General features: G+C 71.4%; 12 protein-coding genes and 1 pseudogene. 9 read left to right on the plus strand and 4 right to left on the minus strand.

The features are described from left to right. The first annotated feature begins 281 nt into the window (after nt 1-281). The 3 genes from A3IG_RS0111615 to A3IG_RS0111625 all read left to right on the plus strand — a co-directional run bounded on the left by A3IG_RS0111615 (nt 282) and on the right by A3IG_RS0111625 (nt 3,798). A complete protein-coding gene (locus A3IG_RS0111615; protein ID WP_018383738.1) occupies nt 282-1,322 on the plus strand; it encodes a vWA domain-containing protein in 1,041 nt (346 codons plus the stop codon). Between the two features lie 648 nt (nt 1,323-1,970). Further along, entirely contained in the window at nt 1,971-3,176 is a 1,206-nt protein-coding gene (locus A3IG_RS29390) for an FG-GAP-like repeat-containing protein (protein ID WP_018383739.1), read from the plus strand. Nucleotides 3,177-3,435: 259 nt separating this feature from the next. After that, nucleotides 3,436-3,798, plus strand: a complete 363-nt coding sequence (locus A3IG_RS0111625; RefSeq protein ID WP_026220167.1) for a YybH family protein — start codon at nt 3,436-3,438, stop codon at nt 3,796-3,798. Between the two features lie 169 nt (nt 3,799-3,967). On the opposite strand, the gene A3IG_RS0111630 is transcribed toward A3IG_RS0111625, so the two are convergent. Further along, nucleotides 3,968-4,768, minus strand: coding sequence for a class I SAM-dependent methyltransferase (locus tag A3IG_RS0111630; RefSeq protein WP_040911281.1), 801 nt, complete (start codon nt 4,766-4,768; stop codon nt 3,968-3,970). 203 nt (nt 4,769-4,971) lie between these two features. On the opposite strand from A3IG_RS0111630, the pseudogene A3IG_RS35955 reads away from it, so the two are divergent. After that, nucleotides 4,972-5,214: pseudogene (locus tag A3IG_RS35955) on the plus strand (FG-GAP-like repeat-containing protein); the annotation flags it as partial. Between the two features lie 48 nt (nt 5,215-5,262). Here A3IG_RS35955 and A3IG_RS0111640 read toward each other — a convergent pair. Beyond that, nucleotides 5,263-6,060, minus strand: a complete 798-nt coding sequence (locus A3IG_RS0111640) for an inositol monophosphatase family protein (RefSeq protein ID WP_018383743.1) — start codon at nt 6,058-6,060, stop codon at nt 5,263-5,265. A gap of 87 nt (nt 6,061-6,147) precedes the next feature. On the opposite strand from A3IG_RS0111640, the gene A3IG_RS0111645 reads away from it, so the two are divergent. Further along, nucleotides 6,148-7,122: an AsnC family transcriptional regulator gene (locus A3IG_RS0111645; RefSeq protein ID WP_018383744.1), complete on the plus strand. Its 975-nt coding sequence runs from the start codon at nt 6,148-6,150 to the stop codon at nt 7,120-7,122. A 223-nt stretch (nt 7,123-7,345) separates the two neighbouring features. Here A3IG_RS0111645 and A3IG_RS0111650 read toward each other — a convergent pair whose 3' ends face one another. Continuing rightward, nucleotides 7,346-8,182, minus strand: coding sequence for an EamA family transporter (locus tag A3IG_RS0111650; RefSeq protein WP_018383745.1), 837 nt, complete (start codon nt 8,180-8,182; stop codon nt 7,346-7,348). 116 nt (nt 8,183-8,298) lie between these two features. Here A3IG_RS0111650 and A3IG_RS0111655 point away from each other — a divergent pair, with 116 nt between their 5' ends. The 4 genes from A3IG_RS0111655 to A3IG_RS0111670 all read left to right on the plus strand — a co-directional run bounded on the left by A3IG_RS0111655 (nt 8,299) and on the right by A3IG_RS0111670 (nt 13,254). Further along, nucleotides 8,299-8,883 carry a helix-turn-helix domain-containing protein gene (locus tag A3IG_RS0111655; protein ID WP_018383746.1) on the plus strand — a complete coding sequence of 195 codons (585 nt, stop codon included), beginning with the start codon at nt 8,299-8,301 and terminating at the stop codon, nt 8,881-8,883. A gap of 255 nt (nt 8,884-9,138) precedes the next feature. Next, nucleotides 9,139-11,244 (plus strand): MMPL family transporter, encoded by a 2,106-nt coding sequence (locus A3IG_RS0111660; RefSeq protein WP_018383747.1) that lies wholly within the window; start codon nt 9,139-9,141, stop codon nt 11,242-11,244. A 77-nt stretch (nt 11,245-11,321) separates the two neighbouring features. Then, on the plus strand, nt 11,322-12,548 hold the full coding sequence (locus A3IG_RS29395) for a sensor histidine kinase (RefSeq protein ID WP_236719178.1): 1,227 nt from the start codon (nt 11,322-11,324) through the stop codon (nt 12,546-12,548). After that, a complete protein-coding gene (locus tag A3IG_RS0111670) occupies nt 12,541-13,254 on the plus strand; it encodes a response regulator (RefSeq protein ID WP_018383749.1) in 714 nt (237 codons plus the stop codon). Before A3IG_RS29395 ends, A3IG_RS0111670 begins: the two co-directional genes overlap by 8 nt. Nucleotides 13,255-13,296: 42 nt before the next feature. Here A3IG_RS0111670 and A3IG_RS0111675 read toward each other — a convergent pair whose 3' ends face one another. Continuing rightward, nucleotides 13,297-16,146 (minus strand): FAD-binding and (Fe-S)-binding domain-containing protein, encoded by a 2,850-nt coding sequence (locus tag A3IG_RS0111675; RefSeq protein ID WP_018383750.1) that lies wholly within the window; start codon nt 16,144-16,146, stop codon nt 13,297-13,299. Nucleotides 16,147-16,181: the final 35 nt, after the last annotated feature.

Raw genomic sequence — 16,181 nt, forward strand, 5'->3', positions numbered from 1 at the left:
CCGTCCGGGCCAACGAGACGGGCTCCTGCGCCGAACAACTCGCCGCCGTCTCGGCGCTGGGCACCGGCCGGGCGGGACGGACGCGACCGGCCGACCGCTCGACCTGCCAGACGCGCCAGTGCACGCAGCGCCCCGGTGCTCACGGCGCTCGAAGTCCCGTGCTGTCCCGTGCCGCCGAGGCCCCTGGCCGGTGAGTCCTTCCTCCGGTCCGGGAGCCGAGATCGATTGTCAGTGGTGGGTGAGATGGTAGGTGCATCAAGTCGGAATGAGGGGGAGCGGTCATGACCGGGAACCAGAACTACATCAATCACGTTGCCCTTGTGCTGGACGCCAGTTCGTCGATGTCGCACCTGAGCCGAAAGGCCGTCGAAGTCGCCGACCAGCAGATTGCCTATCTTGCCCGCCGGTCGAGGGAACTGGACCAGGAAACACGCGTCACGGTGTACGTCTTCGCGGACAAGGTGGAGTGCGTCATCTACGACAAGGACGTGCTGCGGATGCCGTCGCTGAAGCAGCTGTATCGGGTCGGCGGAATGACGGCCCTGCTGGCGGCCGCACTGAAGTCACAGCGGGAGTTGGCTCAGACCGCTCAGCTGTACGGCGACCACAGCTTCCTGACGTTCGTCCTCACTGACGGGCAGGAGAACGCAAGCCATCGCTGCCCGGATGCCCCGACCAGGGACCCGCGTGAACTCGTTGATGCCGTGGCCACAATGATCAAGAAGCAGGAGGACAACTGGACGCTGGCCGTCCTCGTGCCTGACCAGATGGGCAAGCGCGAGGCCATGCGGTGCGGTTTCCCGAAGGACAACATCGCCATCTGGGACGCCACGAGCACACAGGGTCTGGAGGAGGCCGGGCAGGTCATCCAGCAGGCCACGGAAAAGTTCATGATGGGCCGCGCCCAGGGTATTCGGGGATCGCGGGCGGTATTCTCCACGGGTGCGGACGCGGTCAACAAGGACACCATCAAGGCGGCCGGCCTCACCCCGGTGAATCCGTCGCAGTACCAGCTGATCCCGGTGGCTCGTGACGCGGCGATCCGCGACTGGGTCATAGAATGCGGGCACACTTACCGTACTGGTGGCGCGTTCTACCAGCTGAGCAAGTCGGAGAAGATCCAGGCACAGAAGCAGATCGCGGTGCTGGAGAAGAAGACGGACCGGGTTTACACGGGGCCCGAGGCCCGAGCCCTGCTCGGCTTGCCGGACGTGGAAGTTCGCGTCAAGCCGGACCACAACGACGACTTCACGATTTTCGTGCAGAGCACCAGCGTCAACCGGAAGCTCGTGCCGAACACGCGGCTGCTGCTCATGCTCTGAGGCCGTGGAAAATGCCCGGTCGGCCGAGGGCTTCGCGGTTCTGAAGTCTCCCACTGCGTTGGAGTCGGCGGCTCGGGCCGCGCCCCGGTCCCGTGGGGCCGGGACCCGGCCCGAGGGGTGCGGAAGAGCGGCGGGGGCAGCTAGGCACGCCGGAGTCGGCGGGAGGGCTCCGGCGGGGTGGCGGTGGAGCGCGGCGGCCGGACAGGTAGGACTGCTGGCGTTGGCGCAGGAGAGCCGGGCACCCCCTGGCGTGGCCGGGCGGACTGGCCACGTGGACGGTGGTCGAACAGCTCCACGCGGAAGCGGCACCAGAGCGTCCCGGGGACGCTGGGCGCACGGCACGGGGAGCAGCCGATCCAGCCGGAGGGTTCACGACCGCATCGCGGCAGCGCCGCGCGGGCGGGCCCGGGCGGGTGTCCCGGCAGGCACGTAGGACGGTCGCCGCCGGCGTCTGGTGCCGCGATCCGGCCCTTCTGCCCCCCGGATTCGTTCGGCGCCTTCCTGACGCGCCCAGCCTGGGCAGGGACGGCCTCGTGGGCGAAGTCCGGCCACATGTGGATCGAACCAGCCACAACCTTTCCTCCCGTCCAGTGGTCACGTTCCCGATTCACCACGGATTGGAGAACCTTGAGACACAGAACCCATGCAGTGGCCGCAACCGCGGCTGCCTGCCTGCTGTCCGTCCTCGCGGTACAGGTCCCGGCACATGCGGACCAGGCCACCCGCCAGAGCGGATCAGAGGCACGGGCGGGCGACGACTTCAACGGCGATGGCTACCGCGACCTGGCCATCGGCACCCCTGACGCCACCGTGAACGGCCGTGCCGCGGCCGGCTCGGTGGTCATCAGCTACGGCACGCCCCAGGGCATCGACCCGGCGCGGCGAACCGTCATCACGCAGGACAGCTCCTTCATACCCGGCGCGGCCGAGACCAGTGACAAGTTCGGCACCTCGATCAGCAGCGGGGACCTGGATGGTGACGGCTACGCCGACCTCGTCGTCGGTTCCCCGGGCGAGGACATCAGCGAGGGGCCCGATCAGGGGTCGGTCTCGGTGATCTGGGGCGGCGCCAACGGGCCCACCGGCTCCCGAACGCTCACTGGGCGCTCGTCGGACTCCTCCCCGGGCGAATTCGGTCGCACCGTGGTCGTCGGCCGGTTCACCGGCGACGGCAAGCCGGATGTGGCGGTCGCGGGCTACACCGACGTGTGGCTCGCCTCGGACATCACCAAGGCCGGGGACGCGAAGATCGATCACATCTACGCCTATGACCTGGGGCCCTTCCACCACAAGACCATCATGAGCGGGACCAGCGGCGACGCGAACGGCGACGGCCGCGACGAGCTGGTCGTCTTCGGCCAGACGGCCTACACCGCACTGTTCACGCAGGTCAATGACGAGTTCCAGGTCGTCTGGTGGGAGTTCGGCCTGGGCAGCGCCGGCGACTTCGGGGACATCAACCACGACGGGTACGAGGACCTGGTCCTCGGCATGCCGTACATGGACGACGAGACCGGCAGGGCCCAGATCTGGTGGGGCGACTCCGACGGGTTCGGCGGTCCCGACGGGCCCGACCCGGGGCAGGTGACCACTCTGAGCCAGTACGCTTGCGGTCTCGGTGACAGTGAGTTAGGCGACCAGTTCGGGCACACCGTGCGGCTGTACGACGCGAACCGGGACGGGTTCGGGGACCTCGCTGTCACCGCGCCCTATGAGAACGCGAAGGACGGCGCGGTCTGGCGGCTGCCCGGCACCGCCAACGGACTCACCGCCGTCGGGAGCCAGTCCTTCGACCCGCCCCGGCTCGGGGTGAACTCACCCGGCGCCAGATTCGGCCTGGTGCTCAACCGGTGAGTCGCTGTCCGGCCCGTCCTGCAGTCCTGGACGGGCCGGACGCCCGTCGGGGCCCGTGGGGCACCCTGTCCGGTCGCGTCCACAACGCTCCAGGCGGAAGGGGAGTAGGTAACCGGCCGCCCGCGTACCGGTGCTGCCGGCGACCGCCTCCTTGTTGATCACTGGGGTCTGGTCGTGCACGCCCTGGACCGTCAGACTCTCCTGCCATGATCACAGCATCCAGGGAACCCTGGGGCCGACCTGGCAGGGAGATGGGATGATGACTGGTTCTGGATCGCGTGAACGGGCTGTGCAGCCTGAGGACCTGAGTCGGTTCGTTGTGGATCGGCTCAATGCAGCGGATGTGGACGGGCTGGTGGCGCTGTACGAGCCGGACGCGGTGCTTGCCCTGCCGGATGGCAGAGTCGCCACAGGCAGCCAGGAGATCCGTCAGGCGTACGAGCAACTTGTACTGGACAGGCCGGTGTTCACTCCGGGGGAGCAGCAGCCCACGCTCCGGAACGGGGACCTGGCCCTGACCTCGGTGCGTCTGCCAGGTGGTGGAGCCACGGTGGAGGTCGCCCGCCGACAACCTGATGGCACCTGGCTCTGGGTGATGGACCAGCCCAGGGTTCTCGGATAGGGGGTGCCTGTCAGGCCTTGACGCCGTTGGGACCCCGCCGGAGGACTCCGCACTCCACTGCGTCCTTGTGAGCCGCGGCCTCGAACTCCGCTGTGGCGGAGGTACCGGGAGATGAGCGTGCCACCGTGCTCGGAGGAGTGGGCTGCCCGCGGCTGTGTCGGCTGGCGCGTCAACCGGTCCGGGCGGAGCCGGCCGGGGGATCGGGTTCCTCGTGGCGCCGACGTGCGAGGTGGACGGTGATGTCGGCGGCCACCTCGATCCTGTCCGGCAGAACCCGCATGATCTGGCGGAGCACCTGCTCTCGCTCCGGGGCCGGCAGGACGAGATAGGCCGAGACGGTGGAGAGATAGCCAACGTAGTCGCGGGCACTCATCGTCAAGCGTCGTTCGATCACGGACTGTTGAACACCGGTGAACCACTGCGCCCGTTGGAGTTCTGTGCCCGGCCACTGCATGGGGTGATCCGGAGACGTCCCGTCCGGGGACGGGATCCCATCGCTTTCCAGGAATGGTGCTCGTGCCGCGCGAACAGCTTCCTCCACGGCTGGGTCAGCCAGTTGGATCGCCCCTCCACATGAGGCGAACACGCCACCCGGCTCCAGTAGCGCGGCCATCCGTGACCACCGGCCCTCCGGGTTCGTCCAGTGCAGCGCTGCCGCCGCGAGGACCAGCCCGTACCGCTCGCCCGGCTGCACGTCCTCGAAGGCAGCCCGCACCGTCCTGACGTCCGCCGGCACGTGTTTCCGCAGCTCGTCAAGCATGGCCCCATCAGGGTCCGTCGCGGTGACCATGACCCCGCGCTGGGCGAACAGGCGGGTTGCTTTGCCTGTCCCAGCGCCGATCTCGAGGACGGTCCGCAGCGGATGGCCCACATAGGCCCTCACCACGTCGAACAGCTCCACGGGGTACCCCGGCCGGTAGCGTTCGTAGGACTCCGCCACCACTCCGAAGCTCAGTGCGCGACCAGACATGCCGAGCATCCTGACATGACCTGCGCCATCGGCGCTTGATCTGCTGCACGACCAGGACGCGAACTGATGTCACATGAGGCGCACAGATCGGGAAAAGGACGGCCACCGCCGGCAACCCCACCAACCTCTCCTATGACGATCTTGACGTCGGCTTCGGCTCCTCCATCGCCGTCGCCGACGTCAATGGGGACGGTTACGCGGACATCGGCGTCGGTGTCCCCGGCGAGGACATCGGGTCCTCCGTCAACGGCGGCAGGGTCGTCCTGGTCAAGGGAGAATCGGTGTCCTGCGACCCCATGCTCGCCGCGTCCTTCCACCAGGGCACCGCGGGCATGCCTGGGAGCGTCGAGTCCGGGGACCAGTTCGGCCTCGCCGTCCACCTCCTGGACACCAGCGGCGACCGGCTCCACGACCTCGCGGTCACCGCGCCCGGCGAGAACCAGGAGGACGGCGCGGTAGGGGAGCTGCCGGACACAGCCTCCGAGCGGGTGGAGTCAGGATGGGTTGCCACCGCCCGCCCGGTGGTCGGAGAGGACCGCGAGGACGGCCGGGTGCAGTGCGGGTGCGGCAGCGACGAAGCTGGACGAGGACGCGGTCCACGGGTCCCCGTCCGCGTTGGTGACGAGCGCTCCTCCTTCCCGGGCGATCAGTGAGCCCGGCAGGAGGTTGTTGGCGTCATGGCCGTACTCCCAGAAGACATCCACGTGCCCGGAACCCACCTGAGCGACCTGGAGGGCTGTCGGGCCAAGGTTGCGGACGGCCAGCGTGTGGCGCAGCATCGCGGTGAGCGATGTACCCGCCCGTTCCGGTTCCAGGTTGAACGGCGGCTGACTCGTGCAGGCCAGTGCCGCGGGGAGTTCCTTCGCGGACGTCGTGATCCGGCGCCCGTTGAGGAAGGCCCCGTGGCCTTTCACCGCGGTGTAGAGCATGTCGAGCCGGGGCGCCCACAGCACCGCGAGCACGGGCGCACCGTCGGCAACCAGGGTGATCGTGACGCCCCAGTGGGGCAGGTGCCGCAGGTACTGGACCGCGCCGTCCACCGCGTCACACACCCAGACCTCGCCGCGTTCCGGGACCGTCGTGCCGATCTCGTCCTCGCTCCACGCGGCCTGCGGTCGCACCGCGGCGAGACGCTGGCGCAGCAGTGCACCGGCGGGCTCGTCGACCGTGGCGAACGTTCGCATGACCGACGCCATGTCGCCGCCCGTCCCGGCGGGGCGGTGCTCCTGTACGTAGTCGCCGACCTCGCGCGCGATCCGGACGACCTGCGGCAGCAGGTGCTGATGGCTCATGGTTGTTTCTCCCCTCGGTGGAGCATTTCGCCTCAGGGGTAGCATTCGGGAGGGGTTGGAGGCCCTGGAGGGCGGCGAGGGTGACGGATGCAGGACTCGGGCAGCGCGCACACGGCGGATTCGGTCGTCTCCCTTGATGGTCTGGATCGGCGCATCGTGGGGGCCCTCCAAGTCGACGGGCGGGCGGAGACCTCCCGGATCGCGACCGTCCTGGGCGTTTCCGCCCGCACGGTTGCCCGCCGCCTCACACGCATGCGCGACGCGCGTGTCCTCACGGTCGTCCGCACCGTGGTGGCGGAGCAGAGTGTCGGCGCAACACTGCTGCGTGTACGGGTCCTGCGCGGCAGACTCCGAGCCATTGCTGACTCGTTCGCCAGGCGCCCGGACGTGGGATCCGTCGACATCGTGGTGGGCGGTGAGGAGATCGACGTCCTCGTCACCGCGGGCCCCGCCGACCGCGACCGGCTGCTCTTCCACCAGCTTCCGGCCACGGGCGCCATCACCTCGACCACCGCGCACAGCGTCCTGCACACCTTCGCCGACGCGGCCGACTGGCGGACCGACGCGCTCACGCCAGGCGAGGCCGCCGCTCTGGCTCCGCGCTCGCAGAACACGACAGCGCACACGCCCGACCGCCTGGACCTTCGGCTGCTCGACCTGCTCGCCGAGGACGCCCGTCTCCCCCACACCGCCCTGGCCCAACGCACGGGCGCTTCCGAGAGCACCGTCCGACGGCGCCTGCGTCACCTGTCGGAGGGCGGGATGCTGCGCACACACGTCACCATCAACCCGCGCCTGCTCGGACTGGCCATCGACGCCAACCTGTGGCTCGAGGTCCCGCCGGCCCACCTCCACGGGGCTGGTCAGGCGCTCGCCGCTCATCCGTACACGCACGCCGTCGCGGCCACCACCGGCCCGGCCAACCTGGTGGCGGCGCTCTACTGTCCCGACCTGCAAGCGCTCTACGACTTCACCGCCAACGTCCTCGGGCCGCTGGGCATCGCGCGTGCCGAGACCAACGTCATCGCCGAAACGGTGAAGCGGGTGGGGGCCCGTCAGTGATCTCGGGAACTGCTCGTGAGTGGTCGGTGGGTGCGAGCGGTGACCACCAGACGTCGGCCTCACGACCCGGGGGACGAACGGTTCCGGCAACGCCGTCCACGGACTACCCAGGGCCCTGACGTCATGTCGCAGGGCGCGGCGGCGTGCGGTGTGCCGGCCCCCGGGGCGAGTCCGGTGACGGTTGGTCGCCGGTGAGGGGATTGGTGTGGCGTCGGCGGGTTGCTCAGGTGAGGGCGAGGAGGCTGACGGCGACGGCGGCGGCGCCGAGGCCGACGAGCTGGCCGCGGTGGATGCGTTCGGCGAGCACGCAGCGGGCGAGCAGCACCGTGCCGGCCGGGTAGAGAGCGGTGATCACGGCGACGACGGCGAGGTCCCCGTTGCGGGCGGCGAGCAGGAAGAGCAGGTTCGCCACGGAGTCCAGCACGCCCGCGGCGGCCGACATCGCGTGGGCGGGCCGCTCGGGGCCGAGCCTGCTGTGCAGCAACCCGGCCGCGGTCAGGGTGACGGCCGAGGAGACCGCCCGGCCGACGATGAGCGGGGCCACCCCGCTGTCGGTGGGCGCCTGGTGCAGGAAGACCAACTGTAGGGCGATGGCGGCGCCCGCGCCGAAGGCCAGCAGCAGCGCGGAACGTGAGGGGCGCGCCGCCCCGGCGCCGTGTCCGGCGCTGACCAGGACCACCGCCACCAGCGCGAGGGGCAGGCCCACCAGTCCGGTGACGGCCAGGTGCTCGCCCTGCAACAGGCCCACGCCGACGGGCAGGGCTGCGGACACCAGGGCGGTCACGGGCGACAGCACGTTCATCGGGCCGATCGCCAGGGTGCGGTAGAGCAGGGCGAACGCGGCAGCCGAGGCGATGCCCGACGCCGCGCCCCAGCCGAGGGCTCCGGTGCTGAACGAGGCGCCGAGCACCGGCCAGAGCAGCAGCTCGACCGCGAGGCTGGCCGGGGCGGCGACCATCACGGTGCGCAGCACATGGGCCTTGCGGGCGCCGAGCCCGCCGAGGAAGTCCGCGCACCCGTAGACGAGCGAGCTGCCCAGTGCCAGCAGCAAAGCGATCACAGCGCGTCCCTTACCATTCCAGCAGAACGACCAGATGGTACGACGTAACGACCGCGCAGGTCAACCAAACGACCGCATGGTTCATTGAAGTGGCCCGGTAGTGAGGACGTGATCAGGTGGCAGAAACAGCCGCAGCCCTACGGACGGTCGCGCACAACGTTCGGGCGGCCCGCATCCGCGCGGGTCTGTCCCTGGACGAGCTCAGCCGGCGCGCCCAGGTCAGCAAGGGCGCCCTGGTGGGGCTGGAGAAGGCCCAGGGGAACCCCAACCTGGCCACCCTGGTCCGGCTGGCCGACGCCCTGGGCGTCTCGGTGTCCGCACTGATGCAGGGGCCACCCGAAGGGCGGGTCCGCATCGTGGCCGCCGACGCCGTGGCACCGCTGTGGACGGGGGAACGGGGCAGCGAGGCCCGGCTCATGCTGACGACCTCGGGGCCAGCCCCCGTCGAGGTGTGGCGCTGGTGCCTGGAACCGGACGAGGAGTACCCCAGCCACCCCCACCAGGCCGGGGTCGTGGAGACCGTCAGCGTCACCGCCGGCCGCATGGCCCTGGTCGTCGACGGCACGGAGCACACCGTCGAGGCCGGACAGACCGCCACCTTCGACGGCGACACCTCACACACCTACCGCGGCTCGGGAACCGGACCCTGCCACCTGATCATGACGGTCCACCTGCCGCCCGGACCCGCTTCCACCACCTGATCCCCACACACGTGAGGGGGGCCGTGCGTCCCCACGGCCGGTCCGGCCCCGGGTGTGCCGCGCCCGTGCCGGAACGCCCCCGGCCCTCGGTGCCGACATCGCCGGTCCGCTCGTGGGCGCTACTCCCCCGGGAGTACTGCCCCGCCAGGGACACCCCTGGCAGTACGGGCCACTTCGGTCGTCGGAGCGACGAGTCCGACCTCCTGGTACCGGAAGGCTGGTCATGACCCGGAATCCGAGGGAGAGGGGTGGCCCATGCGGGCCGAACAGGGGAAGCGGGCGGCACACCGGGGGCGGTTCGTGCCCTGGGTCCTGCTTGCGGTGTGGCTGGTGGTGCTGGTGCTCGCCTCGCCGCTGGCCGGGAAGCTCGCTGACGTACAGCAGAACCGGGCCGTCGACTATCTGCCGGCGAGCGCCGACTCCACGCAGGTCGCGAAGATCCAGGACAGGCTGCCAGGCGGCGAGTCCACGGATCTGGTCGTGGTGTACCACCGCGACGGCGGGCTGACGGACGGCGACCGACGCACCGCCGCCGGGCAGATCGACGAGATCGCCGCCGCGCACGAGCTCACCGCGCGCCCGCGGGCCATCCCCTCCCGGGACGGCGCCACGCTGATGTACCCCGTGTCCACCACCGCGCCCGGTCAGGACACCGAGGCCAGGAACGCCCTGGTCGACGACGTCCGCGAGACCGTCCAGGGCACGGACGGGATGACGGCCGAGGTGGGCGGGCCCGGTGGACTGCAGGCCGATTCGAGCGAGGTCTTCAAGTCGCTGGACGGCCCGCTGCTCTACACCACCGTGGCGGTGGTCGCCGTCCTGCTCATCCTCATCTACCGCAGCCCCCTGCTCTGGCTCGTGCCCCTGCTCACCGCCGGCGCCGCCAACTTCATCGCGATGGCAGCGGCCTACGGCCTGCACGAGTGGTTCGGCACCACCATCACCGGTGCGAACAACGGCGTGATGACCATCCTGGTCTTCGGTGCGGGGACCGACTACGCACTGCTGCTGGTCTCCCGATACCGCGAGGAACTCCGCCGTGTCGAGCGGCCCCACGACGCCATGCGCGCCGCTCTGCGCGGCTGCGGCCCCGCGATCCTGGCCTCGTCCGGCACCGTCGCCGCCGGCCTGCTCTGTCTGCTGGCAGCCGACCTGAACAGCAGCCGCGGCATGGGCCCGCTGGGCACCGTCGGTGTGCTCAGCGCGCTGCTGGCCATGATGACCCTGCTGCCCGCACTGCTGGTCCTCCTGGGCCGCCGGGCGTTCTGGCCGCTGGTCCCGGCCTTCGGCAGCGAACCGAAACAGCGGCGGTCGATGTTCTCGGCCATGGCCGGCTCGGCCGGCCGCCGGCCGGTCACCACGCTGGTCGCCGGCGCGGTGGTGCTCGGCGCTGTGGCTCTGGGCGCCCTCAACCTGCAGGGCAGCCTGAAGAACGAGAACTCCTTCACCAACACCCCGGAGTCGATCGCCGCGACGCAGACCCTGGCCGCCGCCTACCCCGAGCGCAGCAGCCAGCCCATCGAGGTGATCGTGCCGGCCGGCAGGGCCGACCAGGCCCTGGAAGAGATCAACGACACGGACGGCGTGGCCAGTGCCGAAACCCGCCGCACCGGCGCGGGCTGGGCCGAGATCGCGGTGATCGCCACCGCCCCGCCCGAGTCCCCCGGCGAGACCGCCACGATCCACGCCCTGCGTTCAGGGACGGTGACGGAACTCGGCGGTTACGTGGGCGGACCCAGCGCACAACTGATCGATCTCAAGGACACCAACGCCAGCGACCGCAACGTCATCGTGCCGCTCGTCCTGGGCTCCGTCCTGCTCATCCTGATCGTCCTGCTGCGCAGCCTCGTCGCCCCGCTGCTCCTGGTGGGCGCCGTGGTCGCCGTGTGGGGCGCGTCGCTCGGCATCGGCGGGCTGGTCTTCGAGCCGGTCCTCGGCTTCCAGGGCAACGACCCGGCGCTGCCGTTGCTGTCCTTCGTCTTCCTGGTGGCGCTCGGCGTCGACTACAGCATCTTCCTGATGCACCGGATGCGTGAGGAGTCGCTGTCCGGCCTGGCGCCCGAGGCGGCAGCCCTCAAGGCGCTGCGCACCACCGGTGGCGTCATCGCCTCGGCCGGGCTGGTGCTGGCGGCGACCTTCTCGGTGCTGACCAACATGCCGCTGGTGTCGCTGGTGGAGCTCGGCTTCGTCATCGCGGTGGGCGTGCTGCTTGACACCTTCCTCGTGCGGACCTACCTGGTCACCTCGGCCAGCGTGGCGCTGGGGCGGAGGATGTGGTGGCCGGGGGCGCTCTCCAAGGAGCCGCCTGCGCAGGAGACCCAGCCGGTGCCTCCGGTACAGGAGCCCGCGGCGCTGCGCTGACCGCACCAGCGGGGGCTGCCGGCCCCGGGGAGGACTCCCAGGGGCCGGCAGCCGCCACGATCAGGGAGGATGGGGCCGTGTTGACTGTCACAGTGCGCCGGGCGCGGCGCCGGTTCAAGCAGCCCTCGCGGCAGGACTGGCTGACCACCGCCGTCATCGGCGCGCTGACCGTGCCGATGGCCTTCGTCGCCCGGGACGACGGGAAGGTGACCGACACCCTGGGCTGGGTGCTGCTGGCGGCGATGGTGCTGCTCACGGCCTGGCGTCGGCTGTATCCGCTGGGCGCGCTCCTGGCGCTGGCGCCCATCCAGGGCCTGTACCACTTTCTGGACAACGCCCCCACGGCGCCGGTGGTGGCCTCCGTGGTCATCCTCTACTCGCTGGCGGTGGCCGGCCCGCGCCGCCGCACGTTCGTCGTCGTCCCGGCTCTGCTGGTGCTCACGCTGACGATGATGATGAACGTGAACGTGCACCAGGGGCTGGAGCTGGTCCGCACCTCCGGCTGGATCCTGGCGTGCACCCTGCTCGGCGAGGCGGTGCGGGTGCACCGCAACTACGTGGGCGCCATCGTGGAGCGGGCGGAGCGTGCCGAGCGGACGCGCGAGGAGACGGCCGCCCGCCGGGTCGCCGAGGAACGTCTGCGCATCGCCCGTGATCTGCACGACCTCCTCGCCCACAGCATCACCCTCATCGGCATACAGACCTCTGTGGCCGCGCACGTGCTCAACGCCGACCCGGCACGGCTCGACCGCGACACCCTGGCCCAGGCGCTGGACGGCATCGCCGACACCTGCCGGGAGGCCCGGGGGGAGCTGAAGCGGACGCTGGAGGTGCTCCGGGCCGAGGAGGACAGCGGGCCGCCGCCGGGCCTCGGCGGGCTGGCCGACCTCGTCAGGGCGGCGGAGTCGGCGGGGGCCACTGCGTCCCTGGTCGTCGCGGCGGACGGGGAAGTGCCCCCGGCGGTCGGCGCGGCGGCGTACCGCATCGTGCAGCAGGGGCTGACCAACGCGGTGCAGCACGCCGGGCCGGCGGTGGGCGTCCAGGTCTCCGTCCGCCTGGACGAGGCGTCCTCGGCGCTGCTGGTGGACGTCGTCGACGAGGGCTCGCCCGCGGGGGACACGGCCACGGACCGGCCGCCCGGTTTCGGCCTCGTCGGCATGCGGGAACGGGCCCGGAGCGTCGGCGGCACGGTGGTGGCCGGCCCGAGGGCCGACGGCCCGGGCTTCGCGGTCCGCGCCGTGCTGCCCTGCACAGGGGCCGCGGAACCAGCCGGACTCGACATGGGAGAGCTAGCGCATGACTGAGGCCATCCGCGTCGTGCTGGCGGACGACCAGCACCTCGTTCGCTCCGCCTTCGCGATACTCATCGCCGCCACCCCCCACATGGAGGTCGTGGGCGAGGCCGCCAACGGCAGGGAGGCCGTGGAGCTGGCCCGCACCGCGCGGGCCGACCTCGTCGTGATGGACATCCGCATGCCCGAGCTCGACGGCATCGAGGCCACGCGACAGATCGCTGCCGACGAGGACCTCGCCGGCGTGAAGGTCCTCGTCCTCACCACGTACGACACCGACGAACACATCATCGACGCCCTGCGCGCGGGGGCCTCCGGTTTCCTGGTGAAGGACACCAAGCCCCGGGACCTGCTCGACGCCATTCGCACCGTCGCGGCCGGCGAGGCCCTGCTCTCCCCCGGCCCCACGGCCCGCCTCCTCGAGCGGGTGGTCAGGACCCACCCGGGCATCGCACCGGTGCAGGACCGGCCGGAGGTTCTGAGCGCGCTGTCCCCCCGCGAGCGCGAGGTCCTGACCCTGGTCGCCCGCGGCCTGAACAACACGGAGATCGCCGAGGCCCTCGTCCTGTCCCCGCTCACCGCGAAGACCCACGTCAGCCGCATCATGGGCAAGCTGGGAGCGCGTGACCGGGCGCAACTGGTGGTACTCGCCTACGAGTCCGGGCTGATCACCCCCGGCGAGTCGGACCACGCGCGGCGAACCGCACACGGCGCGTAGGGCGCGACGGCGTCGCCACCGAACGGCGGGGGCGGGTGCCGGTCAGGCGGGGAGCGGCCGGGTCACGTCGTCGAGGATCTCCAGCAGGTGCCGGTACGGGTGACCGGTCGCCCTGGTCATGCCGAGTTCGCAGGTGCGGTTGACCGAGGCGTGGGCGGCGGCCTGGTGCTGTCGGACGGCGAGGGACTCGGCCCTGGTCGCCGAGGCGGTCAGCTCCGGGTGCAGCAGCCCCCGGTCGCCGGCGAAGGCGCAGCAGCCCCAGTCCTCCGGCTGGACCACCTCCTCGGCGACCGTGGCGGCCACGCGCAGGAGCGCCGGGTTCAGGCCGAGCTGGGTGGAGGAGCAGGTGGGGTGGACGACGACCGAGGGGAGGCGGCGGGCGGCGGGCAGGCGGGGCAGGATGGTGGAGTCGACGAACGCGACCGCGTCCACGACCTCGATGTGCTCCTCGGCGAGCATGTGGAGCAGGCCCTCGGTGCAGGAGGCCGCATCGACCACCACGGGCAGCTCACCGCCGTTGGTGGCCCGGTGCAGCACCGGCACGACCCGCGCGCGCATGGCCGCGTAGCCGTCGGTCAGTCCCTTGGACTTCCACGGCGTGCCGCAGCACAGTGAGGCGATGCCCTCCGGCACCCGGACGTCGGTGCCGGCCCGTTCGCACAGGGCCAGGAACGCCTCGGTGACGCCGGGTCCGGATTCGGGGTCGGCGGGCCCGAACATCGTGGAGATGCAGGCCGGGAAGTACACCGCCCGCGGGCCCCCGGCGCGTGCGGGAAGGCGCCGGCTGCCGCCGCGAGGCAGGTCCGGGGACCAGGCGGGCACGGCGTCGGCACCGAGCAGCGCCCGTCCGGCGGAGGTGACGGCGGCGGGCAGGGGCGCCGGCACGGTGCGGGCGGCGGTGAGCGCCGTGGCCGCTGTCCTGGTGACGCCGTCCCAGTGCCTGGCGGCGAACGACCACAGCCTCCGCTCGGTTCGGCCGCGCTGTTCGGCGCGCAGCCGCCGGGTCAGGTCGCCGGTGTCGATGAGCACGGGACAGGCGGTCCGGCACATGCCGTCCACCGCACAGGTCTCGATGGCGTCGTACTGGTACTCGCGCTCGAGCCGGGCGAGCAGATCGGTGTCTCCGGCCGCCTGCGCGCGGGCCATCTCGCGGCGCAGCGCGATCCGCCGGCGCGGGGTGGTGGTGAGGTCCTGGCTGGGGCAGACCGGTTCGCAGTAGCCGCACTCCACGCAGCGGTCCACTTCGGACTCGACGGTGGGGACGGACTTCAGGTGGCTGATGTGGGCGCTGGGGTCGTCGTTGAGCAGGACGCCGGGGTTGAGGAGCCCTGCTGGGTCGATCAGGCGCTTGGTCTCGCGCATGACCTCGTGGAGTTCGTCGCCGTACTGGCGGCGTACGTACGGCGCCATGATGCGGCCCGTGCCGTGTTCCGCCTTGAGCGTGCCGCCCTGGCCGAGGACGAGGTCGACGAGGTCTTCGGTGAAGGCCAGGTAGCGGGTGAGCAGTTCGTCCCGGTCGAAGTCCTCGTTGAGCAGGAAGTGGATGTTGCCGTCCTTGGCGTGGCCGAAGATGACGCTGTCGGTGTAGCCGTGACGCTCGAACAGCTCGGTGAGGTCCGTGCAGGTCGGCAGCAGCCGGTCGCCGGGGACGGCGATGTCTTCCAGGAGCGCGGTGGTTCCCGAGGGGCGGGCTCCGGCGACGGCGGCGTACAGGCCCTTGCGGATGTGCCAGAGCGCGGCACGGGTGCCCGGGTCGGCGCTCAGTTCTCCGGGAGCCGTCAGGGGGAGGCTGTGGAGCAGGGCGGCCGATGCCGCGGTGCGGTCCCGCAGGTGCTCGGCGGTCGGCTGCTGGTGCTCGACCAGCAGCGCGGCGTGGTCGCGGACGGTGAGTTCCCGCAGGTCCTCGGTGGCCCGCGGGTCGCGCTGGGCGACCCGCAGGCTGGTGGCGTCGAGGAGTTCGACGGCGGCGAAGCCCGCGGCGACGAGCTCCGGCAGGGCGCCGGTCGCCGCGGCGAGGTCGGGGAAGAGCAGGAGTCCCGTGGCCGCGTGCGGGTGGGCGGCCACGGTGCGGAAGGTGGCCTCGGCGACGAAGGCGAGCGTGCCCTCGCTGCCGATGACGAGGTGGGTGAGGATGTCGACGGGGCGGGTGTGGTCGACGAAGGAGTTCAGCCCGTAGCCCATGGTGTTCTTGATGGAGTACAGGCGGCGGATCGTCGCGAGTGACGTCGGGTTTCCCCGCACGCGGTCGCGGAGCCGCGCGAGGCCCTCGTGTATCCGGGGTTCGAGGGTGCGCAACTGGTCGTCGGCGTCCGGAGCCGCGGTGTCCAGGACCGTTCCGCTGGGCAGGACCAGGACGGCCGACTCCAGGGTGCGGTAGGTGTTGAGCTCGGTGCCGCAGGCCATGCCGCTGGAGTTGTTGGCGACCACGCCGCCGATGGTGCAGGCGGACTCGCTGGCCGGGTCGGGCCCGAGCTTGCGGCCGTACCGGGCGAGCCTGGTGTTGACGGCGCGGACGGTGGCGCCCGGCTGGACCCGTACGCGGGTGCCTTCGTCGAGGATCTCGACGCGGCGGAAGTTGCGGCGGGTGTCGACCAGCACGCCGTCGTTCGTTGCCTGGCCCGAGAGGCTGGTGCCGCCGGAGCGGAACGTCAGCCGCAGGCCGTGGGTGGCGCTGGCGCGGAGCAGCGCCGCCACCTGGGTCGCGTCCCGGGGGGCGACCACGGCCTGCGGCACCAGCAGGTAGTGCGAGGCGTCGTGGGCGAAGGAGAGCCGGTCGGAGGCGCGGGCGGCGACCGTGCCCGGTGCTGCTTCCTCCAGGTGGGTCAGCAGCGACGCGTCAACGGTGGGCAGGTGGTCGCTCCGCCGCGGGGGGCGACGGTCAGTGTGCTTCACGGCTGTCCTCCGAACCGTTCGAGCCGACGCGGTCC

The organism is Wenjunlia vitaminophila DSM 41686, from assembly GCF_000380165.1.
GTDB classification, from domain to species: domain Bacteria; phylum Actinomycetota; class Actinomycetes; order Streptomycetales; family Streptomycetaceae; genus Wenjunlia; species Wenjunlia vitaminophila.